General features: G+C 69.2%; 15 protein-coding genes. 13 read left to right on the top strand and 2 right to left on the bottom strand.

The window, feature by feature from the left end; all coding sequences use genetic code 11:
• The first annotated feature begins 243 nt into the window (after positions 1–243).
• The 13 genes from dapB to J7357_RS17385 all read left to right on the top strand — a co-directional run bounded on the left by dapB (position 244) and on the right by J7357_RS17385 (position 19,923).
• A complete protein-coding gene (dapB, locus tag J7357_RS17445) occupies positions 244–960 on the top strand; it encodes a 4-hydroxy-tetrahydrodipicolinate reductase (RefSeq protein ID WP_209248445.1) in 717 nt (238 codons plus the stop codon).
• Between the two features lie 162 nt (positions 961–1,122).
• Positions 1,123–2,247 carry a glutamine-hydrolyzing carbamoyl-phosphate synthase small subunit gene (carA, locus tag J7357_RS17440; RefSeq protein ID WP_209248443.1) on the top strand — a complete coding sequence of 375 codons (1,125 nt, stop codon included), beginning with the start codon at positions 1,123–1,125 and terminating at the stop codon, positions 2,245–2,247.
• A complete protein-coding gene (locus J7357_RS17435) occupies positions 2,247–2,690 on the top strand; it encodes a hypothetical protein (protein WP_209248441.1) in 444 nt (147 codons plus the stop codon). Before carA ends, J7357_RS17435 begins: the two co-directional genes overlap by 1 nt.
• Positions 2,691–2,699: 9 nt before the next feature.
• Positions 2,700–5,942, top strand: a complete 3,243-nt coding sequence (gene carB, locus J7357_RS17430; protein ID WP_209248439.1) for a carbamoyl-phosphate synthase large subunit — start codon at positions 2,700–2,702, stop codon at positions 5,940–5,942.
• Positions 5,943–5,950: 8 nt separating this feature from the next.
• Entirely contained in the window at positions 5,951–6,415 is a 465-nt protein-coding gene (gene greA, locus J7357_RS17425; RefSeq protein WP_026143501.1) for a transcription elongation factor GreA, read from the top strand.
• A 4-nt stretch (positions 6,416–6,419) separates the two neighbouring features.
• On the top strand, positions 6,420–7,340 hold the full coding sequence (locus J7357_RS17420) for a phosphoglycerate mutase (RefSeq protein ID WP_209248437.1): 921 nt from the start codon (positions 6,420–6,422) through the stop codon (positions 7,338–7,340).
• A complete protein-coding gene (gene recJ / locus J7357_RS17415; RefSeq protein ID WP_209248435.1) occupies positions 7,337–9,070 on the top strand; it encodes a single-stranded-DNA-specific exonuclease RecJ in 1,734 nt (577 codons plus the stop codon). The genes J7357_RS17420 and recJ overlap by 4 nt, the downstream gene beginning before the upstream one ends.
• Positions 9,071–9,791: 721 nt before the next feature.
• Positions 9,792–12,704, top strand: a complete 2,913-nt coding sequence (locus tag J7357_RS17410; RefSeq protein ID WP_209248449.1) for a VIT domain-containing protein — start codon at positions 9,792–9,794, stop codon at positions 12,702–12,704.
• Between the two features lie 50 nt (positions 12,705–12,754).
• Positions 12,755–13,651: a LytTR family DNA-binding domain-containing protein gene (locus J7357_RS17405; RefSeq protein ID WP_244667629.1), complete on the top strand. Its 897-nt coding sequence runs from the start codon at positions 12,755–12,757 to the stop codon at positions 13,649–13,651.
• 68 nt (positions 13,652–13,719) lie between these two features.
• Positions 13,720–14,845, top strand: a protein-coding gene (prfB, locus tag J7357_RS17400) for a peptide chain release factor 2 (RefSeq protein WP_100224025.1) whose coding sequence is annotated in 2 segments (ribosomal slippage) — positions 13,720–13,794 and positions 13,796–14,845 — 1,125 coding nt in all. Because the reading frame shifts where the segments join, the coding sequence is not laid out codon by codon here.
• Between the two features lie 95 nt (positions 14,846–14,940).
• Complete coding sequence (gene lysS / locus J7357_RS17395) at positions 14,941–16,458, top strand: lysine--tRNA ligase (protein ID WP_010343334.1); 1,518 nt, start codon at positions 14,941–14,943, stop codon at positions 16,456–16,458.
• A gap of 146 nt (positions 16,459–16,604) precedes the next feature.
• Entirely contained in the window at positions 16,605–17,741 is a 1,137-nt protein-coding gene (locus J7357_RS17390) for a two-component system response regulator (RefSeq protein WP_209029182.1), read from the top strand.
• Between the two features lies 1 nt (position 17,742).
• On the top strand, positions 17,743–19,923 hold the full coding sequence (locus tag J7357_RS17385; protein WP_209248432.1) for an ATP-binding protein: 2,181 nt from the start codon (positions 17,743–17,745) through the stop codon (positions 19,921–19,923).
• Between the two features lie 54 nt (positions 19,924–19,977).
• Here the strand turns inward: J7357_RS17385 and J7357_RS17380 are convergent, their stop codons facing one another.
• Together J7357_RS17380 and J7357_RS17375 are read right to left on the bottom strand one after the other, a co-directional pair.
• Positions 19,978–20,850: a crotonase/enoyl-CoA hydratase family protein gene (locus J7357_RS17380; protein ID WP_209248430.1), complete on the bottom strand. Its 873-nt coding sequence runs from the start codon at positions 20,848–20,850 to the stop codon at positions 19,978–19,980.
• Between the two features lie 149 nt (positions 20,851–20,999).
• Entirely contained in the window at positions 21,000–22,685 is a 1,686-nt protein-coding gene (locus J7357_RS17375; RefSeq protein ID WP_209248428.1) for a long-chain fatty acid--CoA ligase, read from the bottom strand.
• Between the last annotated feature and the right edge of the window lie 498 nt (positions 22,686–23,183).

Below are 23,183 nucleotides of genomic sequence, written 5' to 3'. Positions count from 1 at the left end.
GCGGCGCTGACTCCTACTCGTGCTTGCTGGCACTGCGGCTAAACGGCCTGCCGCACTCCGCTCTCACCTGCAACGATAGACCCTTATTTGACACAAGCGGCTTCAGCCGCGATGAGTGAAGCCGCATCACCTCCGAAGCAGCGCACGCGCGACGTCGAACGTCGCTGGCATTTCGTCGGGCGCATGCGTCTCCGGCGCACACGCCCTCTGTCGCACCCGCGCGCAAACCGCTAGCCTTTGCCGATGACGACTTCTCCGCTGCGTGTGTTGATCCATGGTGCGTCGGGCCGGATGGGCCAGGCGTTGTTGCGGCTGGCCGCGCAGGACCCGGCGCTGCAGGTGGTGGCCGCGGTGGTGCGGCGCGCGCCGGCGCAGCGGGTGATCGACGGCGTGCCGTACTTCGCCGCGGCCGAACTGGGCGGCGTGCCGGCCTTCGACGTGGCCATCGATTTCAGCCTGCCGCAGGGCTTCGACCCGGTGCTGGCCTTGTGCACGGCGCGGGGCGCGGCGCTGGTGTCCGGCACCACCGGGCTGGAAGACGCGCAGCGGCAGGCGCTGGCCGCCGCCGCCGAGCGCATTCCCTTGATCTGGGCGTCGAACTTCAGCCTGGGCGTGGCGGTGCTGCACGATCTGGTCGAGCGCGCCGCCGCGGCGCTGCCGGGCTGGGACTGCGACATCGTCGAATCGCATCACGTGCACAAGCAGGACGCGCCGTCCGGCACCGCGCTCACTCTGGGCGAGGCGGCCGCGCACGGCGGCGCGACCCCGCGCTACGCCAGCCTGCGCGCCGGCGACATCGTCGGCGAGCATCTGGTGCAGTTCGCCGGGCTCGGCGAGCGGGTCGAACTGGTGCACCGCGCCAGCAACCGCGACATCTTCGCCCGCGGCGCGCTGCATGCCGCCGCGCGCCTGCCGGGGCGTGCGCCCGGGGCCTACCGGCTGCGCGATCTGCTCGGCTGAACAGGCACTTCACCCAAACGGCTGGCGCGGACCGCCCCGCGCCGGTACAATTCTCGCTCGCCTGTTACCCATCGCCACGGACCCGGAGAAGCGCCGAGTTCGCGGTTTCTTGCAGCCTGCAAGTTGGTGGGGCAGGGTTCCTCTCTCCCCAAGGCGAACCCCGTGACTCAACCCGCAATCCTTGTCCTTGAAGACGGCACCGTGTTCGAGGGCGAATCCGTAGGCGCTGCCGGCCTGTCCGTCGGCGAAGTGGTGTTCAACACCGCCATGACCGGCTACCAGGAGATCCTCACCGATCCCTCCTACGCCCGCCAACTGGTCACGCTGACCTATCCGCATATCGGCAACACCGGCTGCACCGACCAGGACGACGAGGCCGCCCAGGTCTGGTCGGCCGGCCTGATCGTGCGCGACGTGCCGCGCCGCCCCAGCAACTGGCGCAACCAGGTGGCGCTGCCGGACTGGCTGATCCAGCGCGGCGTGGTCGCCATCGCCGGCATCGACACCCGCAAGCTGACCCGCATTCTGCGCGAGAAGGGCTCGCAAAACGGCGCGTTGATGGCCGGCGAGGTGAACGTGGACACCGCGCTGGACGCGGCGCGCAAGTTCCCGGGGCTCAAGGGCATGGACCTGGCCAAGGTGGTCTCCACCGACAAGGCCTATCCCTGGCGCGACGGCCAGCTCGACCTGGACAGCAACACCTTCGTGACGGCCGAGCCCAGGTTCAAGGTCGTTGCCTACGACTACGGGGTCAAGCTCAACATCCTGCGCATGCTCGCCGAGCGCGGCTGCGAGGTGACCGTGGTGCCGGCGCAGACGCCGGTCGCCGAGGTGCTGGCGATGAACCCGCACGGCGTGTTCCTGTCCAACGGCCCCGGCGACCCGGCGCCGTGCGACTACGCGATCGCCGCGATCAAGGAACTGCTGGCGCGCAAGATCCCCACCTTCGGCATCTGCCTGGGCCACCAGCTGCTGGCGCTGGCCGCCGGCGCGCAGACCCTGAAGATGGGCCACGGCCACCACGGCGCCAACCACCCGGTGCAGGACCTGGACAGCGGCCGGGTGATGATCACCTCGCAGAACCATGGTTTCGCGGTGGACGAGGCGACGCTGCCGGCCAACGTGCGCGTCACCCATCGCTCGCTGTTCGACGGCAGCAACCAGGGCATCGCGCTCACCGACGCGCCGGCCTTCAGCTTCCAGGGCCATCCGGAAGCCTCGCCGGGCCCGCGCGACGTGGCGCCGCTGTTCGATCGCTTCACAGCGCTGATGGCGGCCGCCGCCTGATGGTCGCCGCGCCGGCCATGCCGTCGCCGACCCGCCGCTGGCGGTGGCCGGCCACGGCGTTGCTGGTGCTGGCCGCGTATCCGGCCTTCGTGCTGGGCGCGGTGTATCCGCAATGGCTCAGCGCCGGCCTGCCGGGCGGGCGCGACGGCCCTGCCGATGCGTACCGCCACAGCCTGGCCAGCGCCGTGGTCGCCTACACCCTGTCGCCACGCTGCGTGGACTGGGTCACGGCGGTCATGGAGCGCGACGGCCACGGCAACGCCAGCCGGGCGATGGACGCCCACAACAACCGGATCGGCGCGCGCATCGGCGCCACCGCCAGCAGTTGGGCCGCGATGCAGCGCGAGGTTCGCGCCGCGGTCGACCATGGCGCGATCGATGCGCGTTTGCCCGATCAGATCACCTGGCGCGCCCCTGCGGCGTGGCAGGACCGCCTCTACTGAGAATCCCCCATGCCCAAGCGCACCGACCTCCAAACCATCCTCATCATCGGCGCCGGCCCGATCGTCATCGGCCAGGCCTGCGAGTTCGACTACTCCGGCGCGCAGGCGTGCAAGGCGCTGCGCGACGAGGGCTACCGCGTGGTGCTGGTCAACAGCAACCCGGCCACGATCATGACCGACCCGAACATGGCCGACGCCGTGTACATCGAGCCGATCAACTGGCAGACGGTCGAGAAGATCATCGCCAAGGAAAAACCCGATGCGCTGCTGCCGACCATGGGCGGGCAGACCGCGCTGAACTGCGCGCTGGACCTGGCCGACCACGGCGTGCTGGAGAAGTACGGCGTCGAACTGATCGGCGCCAAGCGCGAGGCCATCCGCATGGCCGAAGACCGCGAGCTGTTCCGCGTGGCGATGGGCGAGATCGGCCTGGAATGCCCGAAGGCGGCGGTGGCGCACACCCTGGAAGAGGCGCTGGAGATCCAGGCCACGGTCGGCTACCCGACCATCATCCGCCCCAGCTTCACCCTCGGCGGCAGCGGCGGCGGCATCGCCTACAACCGCGAAGAGCTGATCGAGATCGTCGGCCGCGGCCTGGAACTGTCGCCGACCAGCGAAGTGCTGGTCGAGGAGTCGGTGCTGGGCTGGAAGGAGTTCGAGATGGAAGTGGTCCGCGACACCGCGGACAACTGCATCATCGTCTGCTCGATCGAGAACCTGGACCCGATGGGCGTGCACACCGGCGACTCGATCACCGTGGCCCCGGCGCAGACCCTGACCGACAAGGAATACCAGCGCCTGCGCGATGCTTCGATGGCGGTGCTGCGCAAGATCGGCGTGGACACCGGCGGCTCCAACGTGCAGTTCGGCATCAATGCGCAGACCGGCCGCGTGGTGGTGATCGAGATGAACCCGCGCGTGTCGCGCTCCTCGGCGCTGGCCTCCAAGGCCACCGGCTTCCCGATCGCCAAGGTCGCGGCCAAGCTGGCGGTGGGCTACACCCTGGACGAACTGAAGAACGAGATCACCGGCGGGCTGACCCCGGCCTCGTTCGAGCCGTCGATCGACTACGTGGTCACCAAGATCCCGCGCTTCGCCTTCGAGAAGTTCCCGCAGGCCGACGCGCGCCTGACCACGCAGATGAAGTCGGTGGGCGAGGTGATGGCGATGGGCCGCACCTTCTCCGAATCGCTGCAGAAGGCGCTGCGCGGCCTGGAGACCGGCAAGATCGGGCTGGACCCGACCGGGCTGGACCTGAGCAGCGAAGACGACCTGGCCACGCTCAAGCGCGAGCTGAAGGCGCCCGGCCCGGAGCGGCTGTTCTACGTCGCCGACGCCTTCCGCGCCGGCATGAGCGTGGAGCAGGTGCACGCGCTGTCGTTCATCGATCCCTGGTTCCTCGACCAGATGGAAGACCTGATCGCGCAGGAAGCGCAACTGGCCGCCGACGGCCTCGGCGCGCTGGACGCCAAGCGCCTGCGCACGCTCAAGCGCGCCGGTTTCTCGGATGCGCGCCTGGCGCAGCTGACCGGCACCAACGAGGCGGCGGTGCGCGCACTGCGCCGCGCGCACAAGGTGCGCCCGGTGTACAAGCGGGTGGACTCGTGCGCGGCCGAGTTCGCCACCAGCACCGCCTACCTGTACTCGACCTACGAGGACGAGTGCGAGGCCGCACCGAGCGACCGCGACAAGATCATGATCCTCGGCGGCGGTCCCAACCGCATCGGCCAGGGCATCGAGTTCGACTACTGCTGCGTGCACGCGGCGCTGGCGCTGCGCGAGGACGGCTACGAGACCATCATGGTCAACTGCAATCCGGAGACCGTGTCCACCGACTACGACACCTCCGATCGCCTGTACTTCGAACCGCTGACCCTGGAAGACGTGCTGGAGATCGTCGAGCTGGAGCAGCCCAAGGGCGTGATCGTGCAGTACGGCGGGCAGACCCCGCTGAAGCTGGCGCGCGCGCTGGAAGCCAACGGCGTGCCGGTGATCGGCACCTCGCCGGACTCGATCGACCTGGCCGAGGACCGCGAGCGCTTCCAGCAGCTGGTCGACAAGCTGGGCCTGAAGCAGCCGCCGAACCGCATCGCCCGCAACGCCGAGGAAGCGCTGGTGCTGGCGCGCGAGATCGGCTACCCGCTGGTGGTGCGCCCGAGCTACGTGCTCGGCGGCCGCGCCATGGAAATCGTCTACGGCGAATCCGACCTGGCGCGCTACGTGCGCGATGCGGTCAAGGTCTCCAACGATTCGCCGGTGCTTCTGGACCGCTTCCTCGACAACGCGGTGGAAGTGGACGTGGACATCATCGCCGACCATAGCGGCCAGGTGCTGATCGGCGGCGTGATGGAGCACATCGAGGAAGCCGGCGTGCATTCGGGCGATTCGTCCTGCTCGCTGCCGCCGTACTCGCTGTCGCCGGCCACCCAGACCGAGCTGCGCCGCCAGGTGGTCGAACTGGCCAAGGCGCTGAACGTGGTCGGGCTGATGAACACCCAGTTCGCGGTGCAGGTCAACGATGCCGGCGACGACATCGTCTACCTGCTGGAAGTGAACCCCCGCGCCTCGCGCACGGTGCCGTTCGTGTCCAAGGCGATCGGCGTGCCGCTGGCCAAGATCGCCGCGCGCTGCATGGCCGGCAAGACCCTGGCCGAGCAGGGCGCGCTGAAGGAGATCGTGCCCGACTACTACTCGGTGAAGGAGGCGATCTTCCCGTTCGCCAAGTTCCAGGGCGTCGATCCGATCCTCGGCCCGGAGATGCGTTCCACCGGCGAGGTGATGGGCGTGGGCCGCAGCTTCGGCGCGGCGTTCGCGCGTGCGCAGGAAGCCGGCGGCATCAAGGCGCCGCCGCTGGGCAAGGCCTTCGTGTCGGTGCGCGATCCGGACAAGCAGCGCGTGCTGCCGGTGGCGCAGGCGCTGGTCGAGCGCGGCTACACCCTGGTCGCCACCCGCGGCACCTGCGCCTGGCTGCAGCAGCACGGCCTGCAGTGCGAGCAGGTAAACAAGGTCGCCGAAGGCCGCCCGCACATCGTCGATCTGATCAAGAACGGCGAAATCGTGTATATCGTCAACACCACCGAGGGCCGGGCGGCGATCTCCGACTCGTTCTCGATCCGTCGCGAAGCCCTGCAGCATCGCGTCACCTATTCGACCACGGTCGCCGGCGCGCGTGCGCTGGTGCATTCACTGGAATTCCGCGGCACCGGTCCGGTCTGGGCGCTGCAGGAACTGCACAAGGAGCTGGAAGCGTGAGAGCCCCGATCACCATGCAAGGCGCGCAGCGGTTGCGCGAGGAACTGGATCACCTGAAGTCGGTCAAGCGTCCCGAGGTCATCACCGCGATCGCCGAGGCGCGTGCGCATGGCGATCTCAAGGAAAACGCCGAGTATCACGCCGCGCGCGAGCAGCAGGGCTTCATCGAAGGCCGCATCAAGCAGTTGGAAAGCGAGCTGTCGCACGCCGAGGTCATCGACGTCAGCAAGCTGGCGGTCGGCAGCAAGGTGGTGTTCGGCGCCACCGTGACCCTGGCCGACGTCGAGACCGACGAGGAGAAGCGCTACCAGTTGGTCGGCGACCTGGAAGCGGACATCAAGCTTGGCCTGATCGCGATCTCCTCGCCGCTGGCGCGCGCGCTGATCGGCAAGATGGAAGGCGACAGCGTCAGCATCGACGCCCCCGCCGGTCGCCGCGAGTACGAGATCGTCAGCGTCGCCTACGTCGGCTGATCCGATGGCGGTTGCCACCTTGCTGTTGCCGGAGCGGGTCCGCCTGGCCGGCGCTGTGCTGGCCGGCGAGGTGGCGCGCGCGTTCGGCCGCGCCGACCGCACGCAGGCCGCGCCGGGCGGCGAGGCGCAGTTGCGCCGCCATTTCGCGTTGGCGGAAGCATCGCTGCCGGCGGCGGCGTTGACCCGGCAACTGGACGCCGGCGATGCCGGCGATGGCCTGTGGCTGCGCGCCGATCCCGCCTACGTCGTGCCGGACATGCAGGGCGCGCGGCTGATGGCGCATGGCGACATGCTGCCGCTCGACGCGGTGGACCTTGACGCGTTGTTGCCGGCGGTGCAGGCGCTGTTCGCCGAGAGCGGGCTGACCCTGGACGCGCCCGATCCGACTCGCTGGTACCTGCGCCTGCCAGCCGACAGCGTGCTGCCGGTGTTCGCGGCGCCGGCGCAGGTGCTCGGCGCGGACCTGTTCGATCACCTGCCGCAGGGCGAGGACGCGCGCCGCTGGCGTGCGTTGCTGACCGAGGCGCAGATCGTGCTGCACCAGCATCCGTGGAACCGCGAACGCGTCGCCCGCGGGCAGCCGGCGATCAATTCGCTGTGGTTCTGGGGCGGCGGCCGCCTGCCGGCCACGGTCGGCACCGCGCATGCGCAGGTGCGCAGCCGCGATCCGCTGTTGCGCGCGCTCGCCCAGGCCGCCGGCGTCGCCGACGCACAGGCGCCGCGGGTCGATGCGCTGGTCGACCTGCGCCAGCTGCGTGCGCCCGAGCAGTTCGTCGGCGAGGTGGTACAGCCGCTGCTGCAGGCGCTGCGCGATGGCGAACTGCAGCAGCTGCAACTGGATTTCGAGGACGGCACCTGTTTCCGCATCGCCCCCGCGCAACGCTGGCGCCTGTGGCGGCGGCCGCTGTCGCGCCTGGACGCATGAGTTCCAGCGCGCGCATCGTGCGGCGGCCCGCGGCGGCCGCGGCCGGCCCGTGGCACGAGGCGACGTTGCCGCTGCTGCGGCGCATCTACGCCGCGCGCGGCGCGCACGACAGTGGCCTGGCGCAGCCCAAGTTGGCGCAGTTGCTGCCGCCGGATGCGCTGAGCGGCATCGACGCCGCGGTGGAATTGCTGGCTGAAGCCATCGCAGCGGGCAAGCGCATCCTGGTGGTCGGCGATTTCGATTGCGACGGCGCCACCGCCTGCGCGGTGGCGGTACGCGGGCTGCGCCTGCTCGGCGCCGCGCAGGTGCTGCACGCGGTGCCCAACCGCATGGTCCATGGCTACGGGCTGTCGCCGGCGCTGGTCGCCGAACTGGCGCCGTTGCAGCCGGACCTGCTGGTGACGGTGGACCACGGCATCGCCTGCCATGCCGGCGTCGCCGCGGCCAAGGTGCTGGGCTGGCAGGTGCTGGTCACCGACCACCACCTGCCGGGTCCGGCCTTGCCGCCGGCCGATGCCATCGTCGATCCGAACCTGGCCGGCGACGCCTTCCCGAGCAAGATGCTGGCCGGCGTCGGCGTGATCTTCTACGTGCTGCTGGCGCTGCGCCGGCACCTGCGCGCGCACGGTGCGTTCGCCGCCGCGCCGCCGGACTTGGGCGTGCTGCTGGATCTGGTCGCGGTCGGCACCGTCGCCGATCTGGTGCCGCTGGATCCGAACAACCGCGCGCTGGTCTCGGCCGGCCTGCGCCGCCTGCAGCGCGGCGAGGGCTGCATCGGCCTGCGCGCCCTGATCGAGGCCAGCGGCCGCGACCCGGCACGGCTCAGCGCCAGCGACATCGGCTTCGCCCTTGCCCCGCGGCTCAACGCCGCCGGCCGGCTCGAGGACATGGCCCTGGGCATCGAACTGCTGTTGTGCGAGGACCCGCAGCAGGCGCGCGCGATCGCCGCGACGTTGGAAGAAATCAACGCCGAGCGCCGCGCGGTGCAGCAACAGATGACCGACGAGGCCGAGGCGGTGGTGGCCAAGGCGCTGCTGGCCGCACCCGAGCAGCCGCCGGTGGCGGTGTGCCTGTTCGATGCGCAGTGGCATCCCGGCGTGATCGGCCTGGTCGCCTCGAAGATGAAGGACCGCCTGCACCGGCCGGTGATTGCCTTCGCCCCGGCCGAGCCGGGCAGCACCCAGTTGCGCGGCTCGGCGCGCTCGATTCCCGGCTTCCACATCCGCGACGCGATGGCGGCGGTGGAGGCGCAGCGGCCGGGCCTGATGGAGAAGTTCGGCGGCCACGCCATGGCCGCGGGCCTGAGCCTGCCGCAGGACGCGCTGGCCGAGTTCGAACAGGTGTTCCGTGCGCATGCGCTGGCGAGCCTGGACGCGGAACTGCTGCAGGCCGAACTGCTCAGCGACGGTGTGCTGGAGCCGCACGAGCTCGACCACCGCCATGCCGAGGCGCTGCGCCAGGGCGGGCCATGGGGGCAGGGCTTCCCCGAGCCGCTGTTCGATGGCGAATTCGAGGTGCTGCAGTGGCGCGTGCTGAAGGAGCGCCACCTCAAGCTGAGCTTGCGCTGTCCTGGCCGCGCCGCGCCCTTGAACGCGATCCACTTCAACGGCTGGCACGGCCGCGAACCCGGCCGCCGCGTGCACATCGCCTATCGCCTTGTCGCCGACGACTACCGCGGTGGCGATGCGGTGCAATTGGTGGTGGAGCACTGTGTGCCGTTGGATGGCTGAGCAGTTGGCGGTCTGACGCTGCGGGTGGTGCCGCACCCTCACCCCAACCCCTCTCCCGCAGGGAGAGGGGCTTTGGCTTTTCCCTTCTCCTCCCGGGAGAAGGTGCCCCGCAGGGGCGGATGAGGGTACGGGCGCAGCCTCGCATCGCCGAAGCACCGCGCCCTGTGCCGCACCCTCACCCCAACCCCTCTCCCGATGGGAGAGGGGCTTTGGCTTTTCCCTTCTCCCACCGGGAGAAGGTGGCCCGAAGGGCCGGATGAGGGTACGGGCGCAGCCTCGCATCGCCAAAGCGCCGCGCCTTGCGCCGCACCCTCACCCCAACCCCTCTCCCGGAGGGAGAGGGGCTTCGCTGTTCCTTCTCCCACCCGGGAGAAGGTGCCCCGCAGGGGCGGATGAGGGTACGGGCGCAGCCTCGCATCGCCGAAGCACCGCGCCCTGTGCCGCACCCTCACCCCAACCCCTCTCCCAGGGGGAGAGGAGCTTTGGCGTCTCCCTTCTCCCTCCGGGAGAAGGTGCCCCGCAGGGGCGGATGAGGGTACGGGGCGCAGCCTCGCATCGCCGAAGCACCGCGCCCTGTGCCGGACCCTCACCCCAACCCCTCTCCCGATGGGAGAGGGGCTGCGCGTCGCCTGAGGTCTGGATGTACACAAGCAACCCCATCGCGCCACGGCGGACGTTCAAGCCGTACCGTCCCATCAAGGAGCGATCCATGCCGTCCACCATGCGCAGGAATGTTTGCGTGTTGTTGCTTTCGTTGTCGCTACTCGCCGCGGTCCCGGCCGGGGCGCAGTCCGCGCCGCAGCGGCAATTGGTGGCGCCGTTGCTGCACACCGACGCCGGCGAACGACCGGTCGAGCTGCGCTCGGCGACAGTGCGTGCGCAGGCCGCCGCCGGCCTGGCCGAGACCACGGTCGAACTGGAGTTCTTCAATCCCAACGCGCGCGTGCTGGAAGGGCAACTGACGTTCCCGCTGCGCGAGGGGCAGCAGCTCAGCGGTTTCGCCCTGGACATCGAAGGGCAGATGCGCGACGCGGTGCCGGTGCCCAAGGCGCGCGGGCGCCAGGTGTTCGAGGCGGTTGAGCGGCGCGGCGTGGATCCGGGCCTGCTCGAGCAGACCGCCGGCAACCAGTTCCGGCTGCGCGTCTACCCGCTGCCGGCGCACGGCAGCCGCCATGTACGCCTGGTCTATCGCGAATCGCTACAGCGCACCGCCGCCGGCTGGCAGTGGCGCTTGCCATTGGCGTATGCGGCCGGCGCGCGGTCGCTGCAGGTAGCGCTGAGCACGCAGGCCGCGCCCGCCGAGCGTGCCGTGGTGGCGTCCGGCATGCGTCTGCTGCCGACAGCGGACGGCGGCTACGCCGCGTCCTGGTCCGGCAGTCCGTCGCAGTTGCCGCCGGAGCTGGTGCTGTCGCTGCGCGCGGGCGCCACACCGCGCGTGGCGACCGGTATCCACGATGGCCGGCGCTACTTCCAGGCGCTGGTGCCGATCGCCGACCTGCATGGCCCGCGTCCGCTGCCGCAGCGCATCGGCCTGCTGTGGGATGCGTCCGGATCGGCGCGGCAGCGCGACATCCCCGCCGAACTGGCCTTGCTGCAGCGCTATTTCGCCGCGGTCGGCACGGCCCAGGTCGATCTGATCGTGTTGCGCGACCGCGCCTCGGCGTCGCGCAGGTTCCACGTGCGCAATGGCGACTGGAGCGCCCTGAAGGCGGCTTTGCAGGCCGAGCAGCCCGACGGCGCCAGCGCGCTGGGGGCCTGGCAAGCGGCGCCCCACGTGCAGGAGTATCTGCTGTTCAGCGATGGCCTGGGCAATTACGGCGCGCAGGCCATGCCGACGCTGGCGCCGACACAGCGTCTGTATGCGATCGACTCGGCCGGTGTGCACGCCGATGCCGCGCGCCTGGCGGCGATCGCGGAGGCACGCGGCGGACGCGCGATCGCGCTGGACGGACTGCAGGGCGTCCAGGCTGCCAGCGAACGCTTGTTGCAGCGTGGCGGCGAACTGGTCGCGATGGACGGCACCCAGGTCGCCGATCTGGTCGCCGACGCGCGCGACGCCGACGATGGCTACATGCGCGTCGCCGGACGCCTGCTCGGGTCCGATGCGAGCCTGCACCTGGAGATCGCCACGGCCGCCAGCACGCGGCACCTGCACCTGCCGCTGCGCGCGGCGGATGACGTTCCCGGCGACCTGATCCCGGGCGCATGGGCGCGCGCCATGCTGCGCAGCCTGTCTGCCGATCCGCTGGGTGCGTCCGCGCGCCGCCAGGCACTGGCCACACGCTTCGGCCTGGTCAGCGCCGACACCTCGCTGCTTGTGCTGGAGAACGTCGACGACTACGTCCGCTACGGAATCCCGGCACCCCCGGCGCTGCGCGCGGCGGTGGCGGCTGCGCAGGCGCGGCAGCAGAAGATGCAAGGCCAGACGCGCGAGCGACGCATCGACGAGATCGCCGAGGCGTTCGCGCAACGCATCGCCTGGTGGCAGCGGCGCTTTCCCAAGGATGCGCCGCCAACGGCCATCGTCGTTGCTGAAGACGCCGACCAGCGGATGCAGGCCACGTCCGGTGCGCCGCCGCCCATTGCCCTTGCAGCACCTGCGCCGATGCCCGCGGCCGCACCTGCATCCGCGCCGCTGGAACTGAATATCGTCGGCGGTTCGTCCGCTACGCCCGGCGACGCTGCCGCGTCGGCGGCGGCGCGCGAGCGCGTGGCGTCTGCGGCCACCATCTCCCTGGCCCTGCAGCCCTGGCAGCCGGATTCGCCGTATGCGCGGCGCCTGCGTGCGGCCGCGGCGGACGCGGTGTATCCGTTGTATTTGAGCGAACGCGCCGCACACGCCGACAGCGTCGCGTTCTACCTGGACGTGGCCGACGTGCTGTTCGCGCGTGGCCAGCGCGACCTGGCGCTGCGGGTGCTGTCCAACCTGGCTGAGCTGCAACTGGAAAATCGCCACGTGCTGCGTGTGCTCGGCTACCGGCTGCTGCAGGCCGGTCGCGCCGATCTGGCGGTGCCGGTGTTCGAGCAGGTGCTGCGGCTGGGCGAGGAGGAGCCGCAGAGTTTCCGCGACCTGGGCCTCGCCTATGCCGCGCGCGGCAACGCGCAGGCGGCGATCGCGCAGTTGTACCAAGTGGTGGTGCGCGACTGGGACACGCGCTTCGACGGGGTGAGCATGATCGCGCTCAACGAACTGAACGCGATCGTGGCGCGGGCGCCGCGGCCGCTGGACACCGGCTTCGTCGATCCACGGCTGCTGCGCAACCTGCCGCTGGACCTGCGCGTGGTGCTGAACTGGGACAGCGACAACAGCGACATGGACCTGTGGGTGACCGACCCCAATGGCGAGCGCTGCTACTACGGCAACCGCGCGACCTACCAGGGCGGCCAGCTGTCGCCGGACTTCACCGGCGGCTACGGGCCGGAGGAGTTCTCGCTGCGCACCGCCAAGCCCGGCAAGTACAAGGTGGAAGCGAACTTCTTCGGCGAGCGCCAGCCGCTGGTCACCGGTGCCACCACCTTGCACCTGCAACTGAGCACGGGCTGGGGCACGGCCGCGCAGCGCGACCAGCAGGTGACGCTGCGCCTGACAGAGCGCAAGGAGACGGTGCTGGTCGGCGAGTTCGAGGTGCGCTGATCCGCCCAAGGCGCGCCGGTGCGGTCATGCCGGCGCGCTACACTTTGCCGATGTCAGCCCGCTCCGGCGCCAGCGCCTATTCCCGTTTCCAGCCCTGGCGCCGCAGTTTCGAGATCGGCTTCTGGGTGGCACTCACCCTGATCAACGCCACCGCCAACAGCATCACGGTACTGATCGACATCCGCACCACCGGGTTGCACTTCGCCGCCTGGGAGCCGGTGGTCTGGGAGTGGTCCAGCCAGCTGATGTTCCTGCTGATCGTGCCGCTGGTGGTGCTGCTGACCCGGCGCTACCCGCTGCACTGGGACACCTGGCGGCGCCGGCTGCCGGGCTACCTGCTGGGCAGCGTGGCGCTGTCGGTATTGCATGTGGTGGGGATGGTGGCCCTGCGCAGCCTGGTCTACCGCCTGCAGGGCCAGCACTACGATTTCGGCCCGTGGCCGCAGGGCCTGGCCTACGAGTATCTGAAGGACGTGCGCAGCCTGGCCTCGATCGCGCTGTGCGTGGAGATGTACCGGTTCCTGTTGCGGCGCTGGCAGGGCGAGGCGGCGCTGCTCGGCGCGCCCGACGCCGGCCCGCCGGTGGGCTCGCTGGAACGGCCGGAGCGCTTCCTGGTGCGCAAGCTGGGCCGCGACTTCCTGGTCGCCGCCGCCGACATCGAGTGGCTGCAAGCCTCGGGCAACTACGTCAACCTGCGCGTGCGCGGGCACGACTACCCGCTGCGCAGCACCATGGCCGCGATCGAGGCGCGGCTGGATCCGGCGCGGTTCGTGCGCATCCACCGCAGCTACATCGTCAACCTGGCCAGCGTGGTCTCGATCGAGCCGCTGGAGGCGGGCGAGGCGCGCGTGCATCTGCGCGACGGCAGCCAGGTCCCGTGCAGCCGCCGCTACCGCGCCGGGCTGCGGGTGGCGGCCGGGGAGGGCGAGGCCGCCCCCGTCGAGTAGGCGGGGGGCGCTGTGGCGCGGCGGCCGGAATTGCTAGAATCGCGCTCTTGTCTGCCGGAAACGCCGCAATGATCGAACTCAATCCGATTCGCCACCGCATCGCCGATCTGTCCGATCGGGTGCTGTCGCTACGGGGGTTTCTTTGACTACGACGCCAAGAAGGAGCGTCTAGAGGAAGTCACCCGGGAGCTGGAAAGCCCCGACGTCTGGAACGACCCCGAACGCGCCCAGGGCCTGGGCCGCGAACGCGCCAGCCTGGAGAAGACCGTCGGCGGCATCGCCAGCGTGCTCGATGGCCTGAACGAGTCGCTGGAATTCCTGGAACTGGCCGAAAGCGAGAACGACGAGGCCACCGCGCAGGCGGTGCTGGCCGACGTCGACCGCTTCCAGGCGCAGGTGGAGAAGCTGGAATTCCAGCGCATGTTCTCCGGGCAGATGGACGCCAGCAACGCCTTCGTCGACATCCAGGCCGGCGCCGGCGGCACCGAGGCCCAGGACTGGGCCGAGATCCTGCTGCGCATGTACCTGCGCTGGTGCGAGTCGCGCGGCTGGAAGACCGAGCTGATGGAAGTCTCCGGCGGCGAAGTGGCCGGGATCAAGTCGGCCACGCTGCGCGTGGAGGGCGACTTCGCCTATGGCTGGCTGAAGACCGAGACCGGCGTGCACCGGCTGGTGCGCAAGTCGCCGTTCGACTCGGACAACCGCCGCCATACCAGCTTCACCTCGGTGTTCGTGTCGCCGGAAGTGGACGACAACATCGACATCGACATCAATCCGGCCGACCTGAAGACCGACGTGTACCGGTCCTCCGGCGCCGGCGGCCAGCACGTCAACAAGACCGAGTCGGCGGTGCGCATCACCCACGTGCCCACCGGCATCGTGGTGGCCTGCCAGACCGGGCGCAGCCAGCACCAGAACCGCGACAACGCGATGAAGATGCTGGCCGCCAAGCTGTACGAGTTGGAGATCCAGAAACGCAACGCCGAGCGCGATGCGGTGGAGGCGACCAAGTCCGACATCGGCTGGGGCAGCCAGATCCGCAACTATGTGCTCGACCAGAGCCGGATCAAGGACCTGCGCACCGGCGTGGAGCGCTCGGACACCCAGAAGGTGCTCGATGGCGACCTGGACGAGTTCGTCGAGGCCAGCCTCAAGTCCGGCCTGGAAGCCGGCGCGAAACGCAGCGACGCCTGAACCGGCGGCCTCCGTCCTGGCGACGGAGGCCGTGCGGCGGCACACGGCCGCGTCGGCTGGTGCATTCTTTCCCTTCCTCACGCATCCCCCATCCCATGACCGAGCAGACCCCCGCGCCGTCCCTTCCCGTCGACGAGAACAGCCTCATCGCCGAACGGCGCGCCAAACTCGCCGCGCTGCGCGCGCAGGGCGTGGCCTATCCGAACGATTTCCGCCGCAGCGACTTCGCCGGCGATCTGCAGGCCGAGTTCGCCGACACCGAGCGCTGGACCGCCGAGGCGCTGGAGGCCCAGGGCCGCAGCCTGCGCCTGGCCGGGCGCCTGCTGGCCAAGCGGGTGATGGGCAAGGCCAGCTTCGTGCAGCTGCAGGACGAGTCCGGGCGCATCCAGCTGTTCCTGCAGGCCAACGCCCTGGGCGAGGCCTACGACGCCTTCAAGGGCTGGGACATCGGCGACATCATCGGCGTGGAAGGCGGGCTGACCCGCACCAAGACCGGCGAGCTGTCGATCAAGGCCACCGGGCTGCGCCTGCTGACCAAGGCGCTGCGGCCGCTGCCGGACAAGTGGCACGGCCTGTCGGACGTGGAACAGCGCTACCGCCAGCGCTATGTGGACCTGATCGTGTCGCCGGAGGCGCGCGAAGTGTTCGTCAAGCGCTCCAAGATCATCCGCGCCATGCGCGCCTGGCTGGACGCGCGCCGCTTCCTGGAAGTGGAGACGCCGATGATGCACTACATCCCCGGCGGCGCCACCGCCAAGCCGTTCACCACCCACCACAACGCCCTGGACCTGGACCTGTACCTGCGGGTGGCCCCGGAGCTGTACCTGAAGCGCCTGGTGGTCGGCGGCCTGGAACGGGTCTACGAAATCAACCGCAATTTCCGCAACGAAGGCGTCAGCACCCGGCACAATCCGGAATTCACCATGATGGAGCTGTACGAGGCCTACGCCACGTACCACGAGGTGATGGACCTGACCGAGAACGTCATCCGCGACGTCGCCCGCGAGGTGCTGGGCACCACCCAGGTCCACTGGGACGGCGCCGACATCGACCTGGCGCCTGCGTTCCGTCGTTGGCGCATGGACGAGGCGGTGCGCCACCACAACCCGGAGATCAGCGCCGCCGACTGCACCGATCGCGAGGCCCTGCTGCGCCACTGCGAGCGGCTCAAGATCCGCACCAAGCCGTCCTACGGCTGGGGCAAGCTGCTGCTGGAGATCTTCGAGGCCACGGTCGAGCACACCCTGATCCAGCCCACCTTCATCACCGACCACCCGGTCGAGGTGTCGCCGCTGGCCCGTTCCAGCGACACCGAGCCGGGCTACACCGACCGCTTCGAGCTGTTCATCAACGGCAAGGAAATCGCCAACGGCTTCTCCGAGCTCAACGACCCGGAGGACCAGGCGGCGCGGTTCCAGGCCCAGGTGGCGGCGAAGGAGGGGGGCGACGACGAGGCCATGCATTTCGACGCCGACTACATCCGGGCGCTGGAAGTGGGGCTGCCGCCGACCGGCGGCCTGGGCATCGGCATCGACCGGCTGGTAATGTTGCTCACCGGCAGCAGCTCAATCCGTGACGTGCTGCTGTTTCCGTATATGCGTCCGGAGGCTTAACCTAGCCGCGGACGAGGTGGTGCGGTTCTTGCACTAGGCGTTGCACGCAAAAGGAAGTGAGGTGGACGCGCCGGGTGACCCCGCGCCGGTGCGTTCCCGTTGTCGTCTCAGCAGCCCGCGCAGATGCGACGGGCGGAGGATTGCAGATGCATGATGCCAGCATGAGCCTCTCCGGCGCGTCCTCGAACGGGGACCGTCTCCACTGGGCGGACGGAAGCGACAATCGTTTGAACATCGTCATCGTCGACGATCAGACCTCCGCGCGCACGATGCTGCGGCATGTCATCGAGGACATCGCCCCGGAACTGACCGTACGCGACTTCGGCGACTCGCAGGCCGCGCTGGCCTGGTGCGAGGCGGGCAAGGTCGATCTGCTGTTGCTCGACTACCGCATGCCGGGCATGGACGGACTGGAGTTCGCGCGGCGCCTGCGCCGGCTGCCCAAGCACCGCGACATCCCGATCATCCTGATCACCGTGGTCGGCGACGAGCCGATCCGCCAGGCCGCCCTGGAGGCGGGGGTGATCGATTTCCTGGTCAAGCCGATCCGCCCGCGCGAACTGCGCGCGCGCTGTCACAACCTGCTGCAGCTGCGGTTGCAGAGCGAGAACATCAAGCAGCGCGCGATGTCGCTGGAGCAGCGCCTGCTGGCCAGCATGCGCGAGGTCGAGGAACGCGAGCGCGAGACCCTGTCGCGGCTGGCCCGGGCCATCGAGTACCGCGACGTCGGCACCAGCGCCTACCTGGAGCGGATGGCGCACGTGGCCGGGCTGATCGCCGAGCAACTGGGCCTGTCCGAGGACGAGGTGCGGGTCATCGAGATGGCGGCGAGCCTGCACGACATGGGCAAGATCGCCATTCCTGACGCGGTGCTGCTCAAGCCGGGCAAGCTCAGCGAGGACGAGATGGCGGTGATGCGCATGCACCCGCGCATCGGCTACGAACTGCTCAGCGGCAGCCAGAACCGCTTCATCCAGGTCGGCGCGCTGATCGCCCTGCGCCACCACGAGCGCTACGACGGCAGCGGCTACCCGGACGGCCTGGTCGGCGAGGCGATTCCGCTGGAAGCGCGGATCGTGGCGGTCGCCGACGTGTTCGACGCGCTGATCTCGCCGCGGCCCTACAAGGAAGCCTGGACCATGGATGCGACCCTGGCCTACCTCTACGCCCAGCGCGGCCGCCTGTTCGACCCACGTTGCGTGGACGCGCTGTTCCGCGGCCGCGAGCAGTTGCAGGTGATCTGCGAGAAATTCTCCACCGCCTCGGCGCGACCAGGAGTCTGACATGATCTCGGCGATCGGGTGGGTGCGGCAACGGTTCGCGGAGCGCAAGGACACCGAGCACGGCCAGGCGTTCGTCCGCATCTGCATGGTCGCGCTGATCCTGGCTTACGAACTGTCGTTCTCGCAGGGCTGGGACATCGCCCCGCGGCAGCGCGCCTACGTTATCGGCCTGACCCTGATCTCGCAGGCGGTGGCCCTGGCCCTGATGACCTGGATCGTGCTCCGGCCGCAGCGCTCGGACGTGCGCCGGATCATCGGCATGGTGGCCGACTACGGGCTGATGTCGATGGCGATGAGCGCGATCGGCGAGCCGATGGCCTGCATCTACGTGGTCATCATGTGGGTCACCATCGGCAACGGCCTGCGCTACGGCAACCGCTATCTGTACCTGGCCGTGGCCATGGCGGTGGCCAGTTTCAGCATCACGCTGATGACCAGCGACTACTGGATCGCCAATCGCGGCCTGGGCATCGGCCTGCTGGTCGGCCTGGCCGCCATCCCGCTGTACCTGTCGGGACTGTTGCGGCAATTGACCAGCACCACCGCCGAGGCGCGCCGCGCCAGCGAGGCCAAGAGCCGTTTCCTGGCCAACATGAGCCACGAGTTCCGCACCCCGTTGAACGGCCTGTCCGGCATGACCGAGGTGCTGGCGACCACGCGCCTGGACGCCGAGCAGCGCGAGTGCGTCAACACCATCCAGGCGTCCGCGCGCAGCCTGCTGTCGCTGGTCGAGGAAGTGCTGGACATTTCCGCGATCGAGGCCGGCAAGCTGCGGCTCGACAAGCGCGATTTCTCGCTGCGCGAAACCCTGGAAGGGATCAGCCTGATCCTGCAACCGCAGGCACGCGCCAAGCTGCTGACCTACCAGGTGGATGTCGCCCCGGACGTGCCGGACTACCTCTCCGGCGACCCGGGCCATCTGCGCCAGGTGCTGCTGAACCTGGCCGGCAATGCCATCAAGTTCACCGAGACCGGCCGGGTCGACATCCGCGTACGCCTGCACAAGAACGAGCAGGGGCAGCCGACGCGCCTGAGTTTCGACATCGTCGATACCGGCATCGGCGTGACGCCGGACATGCGGCCGCGCCTGTTCGAGGCGTTCGAGCAGGCCGACGTCGGCCTGTCGCGCCGCTACGAAGGCAGCGGCCTCGGCACCACGATCGCCAAGGGCCTGGTCGAGGCGATGGGGGGCAGCATCGGCTACCAGGAGAATGCGCCGCGCGGCAGCCATTTCTGGTTCGAACTGCCGTTCGTGGCCGCGGCGGTGCCGGCGTCGGCGGACCTCGGTGCGCAGCAGGCCAGCGTACCGGCGGCGGCCGAGGAGTTCGATACCAGCGGCAACGTCATCGCCTTCTCCGATCCATTCCTGCGCCACCGCGCGCGGGTGCGCGGCATGCGCATCCTGGTCGCCGACGATCACGCTGCCAACCGCATGGTGCTGCAGCGGATGCTGCAGAAAGCCGGCCATCGTGTCATCTGCGTCGACGGCGCGGAAGCGGTGCTCGACGCGCTGGCCGAGACCGAATTCGACGCGGTGATCGTCGACCTGCACATGCCCGGCATGAGCGGCCTGGACATGCTGCGGCAGTTGCGGGTGATGCAGGCCGGCGGACCGCGGACGCCGGTGGTGGTGCTCAGCGCCGATGTGACTCCCGAATCGATCCAGCGCTGCGAACAGGCCGGCGCCAGGACCTTCCTGGCCAAGCCGGTGGTGGCCAACCGCCTGCTGGACACGCTCTCGGACATCGCGATGGAAGGGCGCCTGCGCGTCGGCAACGACACGACCGTGCGGCAGATGCCGGTGTCGAGCGAAGGGGTGCTGGATTCGTCGGTCCTGGACGAACTCGCCGGGCTCGGCATGGGCGATGGCTTCGAGCGCGAGTTCATCTCGCAATGCCTCAACGATGCCGAGGGCTGCCTCGGCGGCATGCAGATCGCCGGCGAAGCCGAGCATTGGGAGCGCCTGCGCGAACACGCGCACGCGATCAAGGGCGTCGCCAGCAACCTCGGCCTGATACGGCTCGCCAGCCTTGGCGGCGAGCTGATGCAGATGCCGGAATGGCAGGTGCGCAGCGAGTGGCGCCAGCGCTTGATGGCGCTCAACGCCAGCCTGACCGAAGGCCGCGAAGCCCTGGAGTTGCGCGCCCGGCAGAGCGCCGTGCAGGACGGCGAACTGCGCTGAGGAACGCCCGGCGCGAGGCCGGGTCATCCCTCCTCGCTGCCGGCGGCATGCCGCTCAGGCGGCAACGACGCCGGATTGCGCGCGCCGGACCTGGGCCCGCACCAGCCGATCCATCGTCCGCAGCGACTTCTCGCCCAGGGCCAGCGCGGCGTCCACCCAGATTTCGGTCACCGTCAGCAATTCCTCGCGGCTGACCGGCTGCACCACGTTGCGCATCGCGTTCATCGCCAGATGCGCCAGCGGCGCCCGTCGTTGTTGCTGGATCAGGTCGCGCACCGCCTCCTTGCCCTGGCCCTTGGGGACCAGCACGTCGACGATGCCCATGGCATGCATTTCCTGGCTGCTGAAGACGTGGCCTCCCAGGATGAGCTTCTCCGCGGCATGCGGCGCGATGCGACGGCTGAGGAACGAATACGCGCCCATGCCGGGAAACAGGCCGAACATGATTTCCGGCAGGCCCATGCCGACGTCTTCCTCGGCCACGATCAGATGGCAAGACAGCGCCATCTCCAGGCCGCCTCCGAGCGCGTCGCCCTGCAGCAGGGCGATGGTGCGGAAATTGCCGCCGAGCCCTGTATGGAAGCGGTGGACGCCATCGATGCAGCTCGTCGCGTAGGCCATCAGGCCGGCACGATCGCGGCGGCGGATGTAATGGCCGAACAGTTCCAGGTCCCCGCCCAGGTTGAACGCGCTGCCATCGGACGCCAGCACCAGGCTGCCCAGCCGCGCCGAGGCCAGGATGCCGGGCTGGCTGATCGCGGCGAGGTAGCTGTGCATCTCGCGCATCAAGGTGGGATGGAAGCAGGGCCGCTGCTTCGCGGCACCGCCTGCATGCATGTACAGCCAGTGGCTATCGTCGTCGCCGTCGGCATCGATGCGGATGCTGGAGTAGGCGCGGGTACGGGGCAGCGGGTCGATCGTGCTCATGGCGGGCTCTCGGAAAGACGCCCGCGGAGATGGCGTGGCGCAGCGGGCGAGTGCGTTTCCACCCGGCGGATGCTACACCCGGGTGCCTCGGCCGGAACCCGCCCTGCCAGCGCCCGCACGGGCGCCGCGTTGGCGCCCGCCGGACCCGTTTACTGAGGCGGCGGCGCGTCGCGCAGTTCGCGCCGCAGGATCTTGCCGACGTTGGTCTTGGGCAGCTCCTTGCGGAACTCGACGATGCGCGGATGCTTGTAGCCGGTGAGATTGGCGCGGGCGTGGGCCTTCACCTCCTCGGCGGTCAGGTTGGGGTCCTTCTTCACGATGACCACCTTGACCGCCTCGCCGGATTTCTCGTCCGGCACGCCGACCGCGGCCACTTCCAGCACGCCCGGCATCATTGCGATGACGTCCTCGACCTCGTTCGGATACACGTTGAAACCGGACACCAGGATCATGTCCTTCTTGCGGTCGACGATATAGAAGAAGCCCTGCGGATCCATTCGCGCCATGTCGCCGGTGTGCAGCCAGCCGTCGGCGTCGATGGCGCTGGCGGTTTCCTCCGGCCGGCGCCAGTAGCCCTTCATCACCTGCGGCCCGCGGATGCACAGTTCGCCGACCTCGCCATGGGCGAGGATCTGGCCCTGGTCGTCCTTGACGCAGGCGTCGGTGGACGGGATCGGCAGGCCGATCGCGCCGTTGTATTCGGTCAGGGTCAGCGGGTTGATGCAGGCCGCCGGCGAGGTCTCGGTGAGGCCGTAGGCCTCGACCAGGGTGACCCCGGTGACCTGCTTCCAGCGCTCGGCCACCGCGCGTTGCACCGCCATGCCGCCGCCGAGGGTGAACTTCAGCGAGGAGAAATCCACCTTGTCAAAGCCGGGGGTGTTGAGCAGGCCGTTGAACAGGGTGTTGACGCCGGTGAAGGCGGTGAAGCGGGTCTTCTGCAGTTCCTTGACGAAGCCGGGCATGTCGCGCGGATTGCTGATCAGGTGGTTGAGTCCGCCGAGCTTCATGAAGACCAGCCCGTTCGCGGTCAGCGCGAAGATGTGGTACAGCGGCAACGCGGTGATGATGACTTCCTTGCCTTCCTCCAGCTTGCCGGTCGCCGAGATCCAGGCGCCGGCCTGCAGCATGTTGGCGACCAGGTTGCGGTGGGTCAGCATGGCGCCCTTGGCCACGCCGGTGGTGCCGCCGGTGTACTGCAGGAAGGCGATGTCGTCCGGCGCGATGTCGATCGGCGGCAGCGTGTGCAGGCGGCCGAGGGTCAGCGCGTCGCGGAAACGGATCGCATTGGGGATGTCGTAGTCCGGGACCAGCTTCTTAACGTACTTCAGGACGAAGTTGACCAGCGGGCCCTTGGGGAAGCCGAGCATGTCGCCCAGGCCGGTGGTGATGACCTGCTTGACCGGTGTGTCGCCGAGCACCTCCTGCACGGTGGTGCCGAAGTTGTCGATCACCACCAGTGCGCTGGCGCCGGAGTCGATGAGCTGGTGGCGCAGTTCGCGCGGGGTGTACAGCGGATTGACGTTGACCACGGTCATGCCGGCCAGCAGCACGCCGAAGGTGGCGATGGGGTACTGCAGGCAGTTGGGCATCATCAGGGCGACGCGGTCGCCCTTCTTGAGCTGCAGTTCGCCCAGCAGGTAGCCGGCGAATTGCCGGGCCAGTTCGCCGGCCTCGCGGTAGGTCAGGGTCTTGCCGAAGTTGCTGTAGGCGGGGCGGTCGCCGAACTTGGCCACGGAGCTTTCGAAGACGGCGGCGACGGAGCGGTATTCCTCGACATCGATGTCGGCGCCAACGCCGGCCGGATAACTCTGCAACCACGGACGATCCAGACTCATATTCCCCCTCCAGGAAACGTGTTGATTGGCTCACAACGGACAGTATCCGCCAGAACCGGCAACGGCAGCATACCGTTCCGTAGGGAAAAGGCGAACAGGGGCAGGGTGGTTGTGGCGGGGAGTCGTTGATTTTCTTGGTGTTGTGCGCTGCACGCCGAGCGCTTGAAATGCTGCGGCGAGTGCTGGCGCTTTGGTGCGCTTGCCGGGCAATGCCAGGCAAAAGCTTTCGCCCTTGCGGGCGAGTTACTTTTCTTTGCTCGCGCAAAGAAAAGGTAACCAAAAGAAAGCGCGCCCTGCCTTCGCGCCCTCCGCGCTGCGCGCTCCGGGTCCGCGTCCATCACGGGGATCCGCGGAAGGGGCATCCTGCCCCTGCCGCGGACGGCGTACATCCATGTACGCCGCCCTTCGGGTGTTTCCCCGCGATGGCCGCCGCTTCGGAAGGGAACCCGAAAGAGCAGGAGCAAATGCAACAGCAACAGCAGTTGCGCTTGCGGGTTG

The sequence above is a fragment of the Xanthomonas sp. D-109 genome, from assembly GCF_017746095.1.
Taxonomy (GTDB): domain Bacteria; phylum Pseudomonadota; class Gammaproteobacteria; order Xanthomonadales; family Xanthomonadaceae; genus Xanthomonas_A; species Xanthomonas_A sacchari.
The sequence above is the reverse complement of the archived record's forward strand: the minus strand, read 5'-3'. Positions and strand labels throughout refer to the sequence as shown.

Excerpts from the sequence above, each read along its gene's own strand:
- dapB (WP_209248445.1), top strand. The coding sequence starts at position 244 with ATGACGACTTCTCCGCTGCGTGTGTTGATCCATGGTGCGTCGGGCCGG.
- J7357_RS17435 (WP_209248441.1), top strand. The coding sequence starts at position 2,247 with ATGGTCGCCGCGCCGGCCATGCCGTCGCCGACCCGCCGCTGGCGGTGG.
- carB (WP_209248439.1), top strand. The coding sequence starts at position 2,700 with ATGCCCAAGCGCACCGACCTCCAAACCATCCTCATCATCGGCGCCGGC.
- J7357_RS17420 (WP_209248437.1), top strand. The coding sequence starts at position 6,420 with ATGGCGGTTGCCACCTTGCTGTTGCCGGAGCGGGTCCGCCTGGCCGGC.
- recJ (WP_209248435.1), top strand. The coding sequence starts at position 7,337 with ATGAGTTCCAGCGCGCGCATCGTGCGGCGGCCCGCGGCGGCCGCGGCC.
- J7357_RS17410 (WP_209248449.1), top strand. The coding sequence starts at position 9,792 with ATGCGCAGGAATGTTTGCGTGTTGTTGCTTTCGTTGTCGCTACTCGCC.
- J7357_RS17405 (WP_244667629.1), top strand. The coding sequence starts at position 12,755 with ATGTCAGCCCGCTCCGGCGCCAGCGCCTATTCCCGTTTCCAGCCCTGG.
- lysS (WP_010343334.1), top strand. The coding sequence starts at position 14,941 with ATGACCGAGCAGACCCCCGCGCCGTCCCTTCCCGTCGACGAGAACAGC.
- J7357_RS17390 (WP_209029182.1), top strand. The coding sequence starts at position 16,605 with ATGCATGATGCCAGCATGAGCCTCTCCGGCGCGTCCTCGAACGGGGAC.
- J7357_RS17385 (WP_209248432.1), top strand. The coding sequence starts at position 17,743 with ATGATCTCGGCGATCGGGTGGGTGCGGCAACGGTTCGCGGAGCGCAAG.
- J7357_RS17380 (WP_209248430.1), bottom strand. The coding sequence starts at position 20,850 with ATGAGCACGATCGACCCGCTGCCCCGTACCCGCGCCTACTCCAGCATC.
- J7357_RS17375 (WP_209248428.1), bottom strand. The coding sequence starts at position 22,685 with ATGAGTCTGGATCGTCCGTGGTTGCAGAGTTATCCGGCCGGCGTTGGC.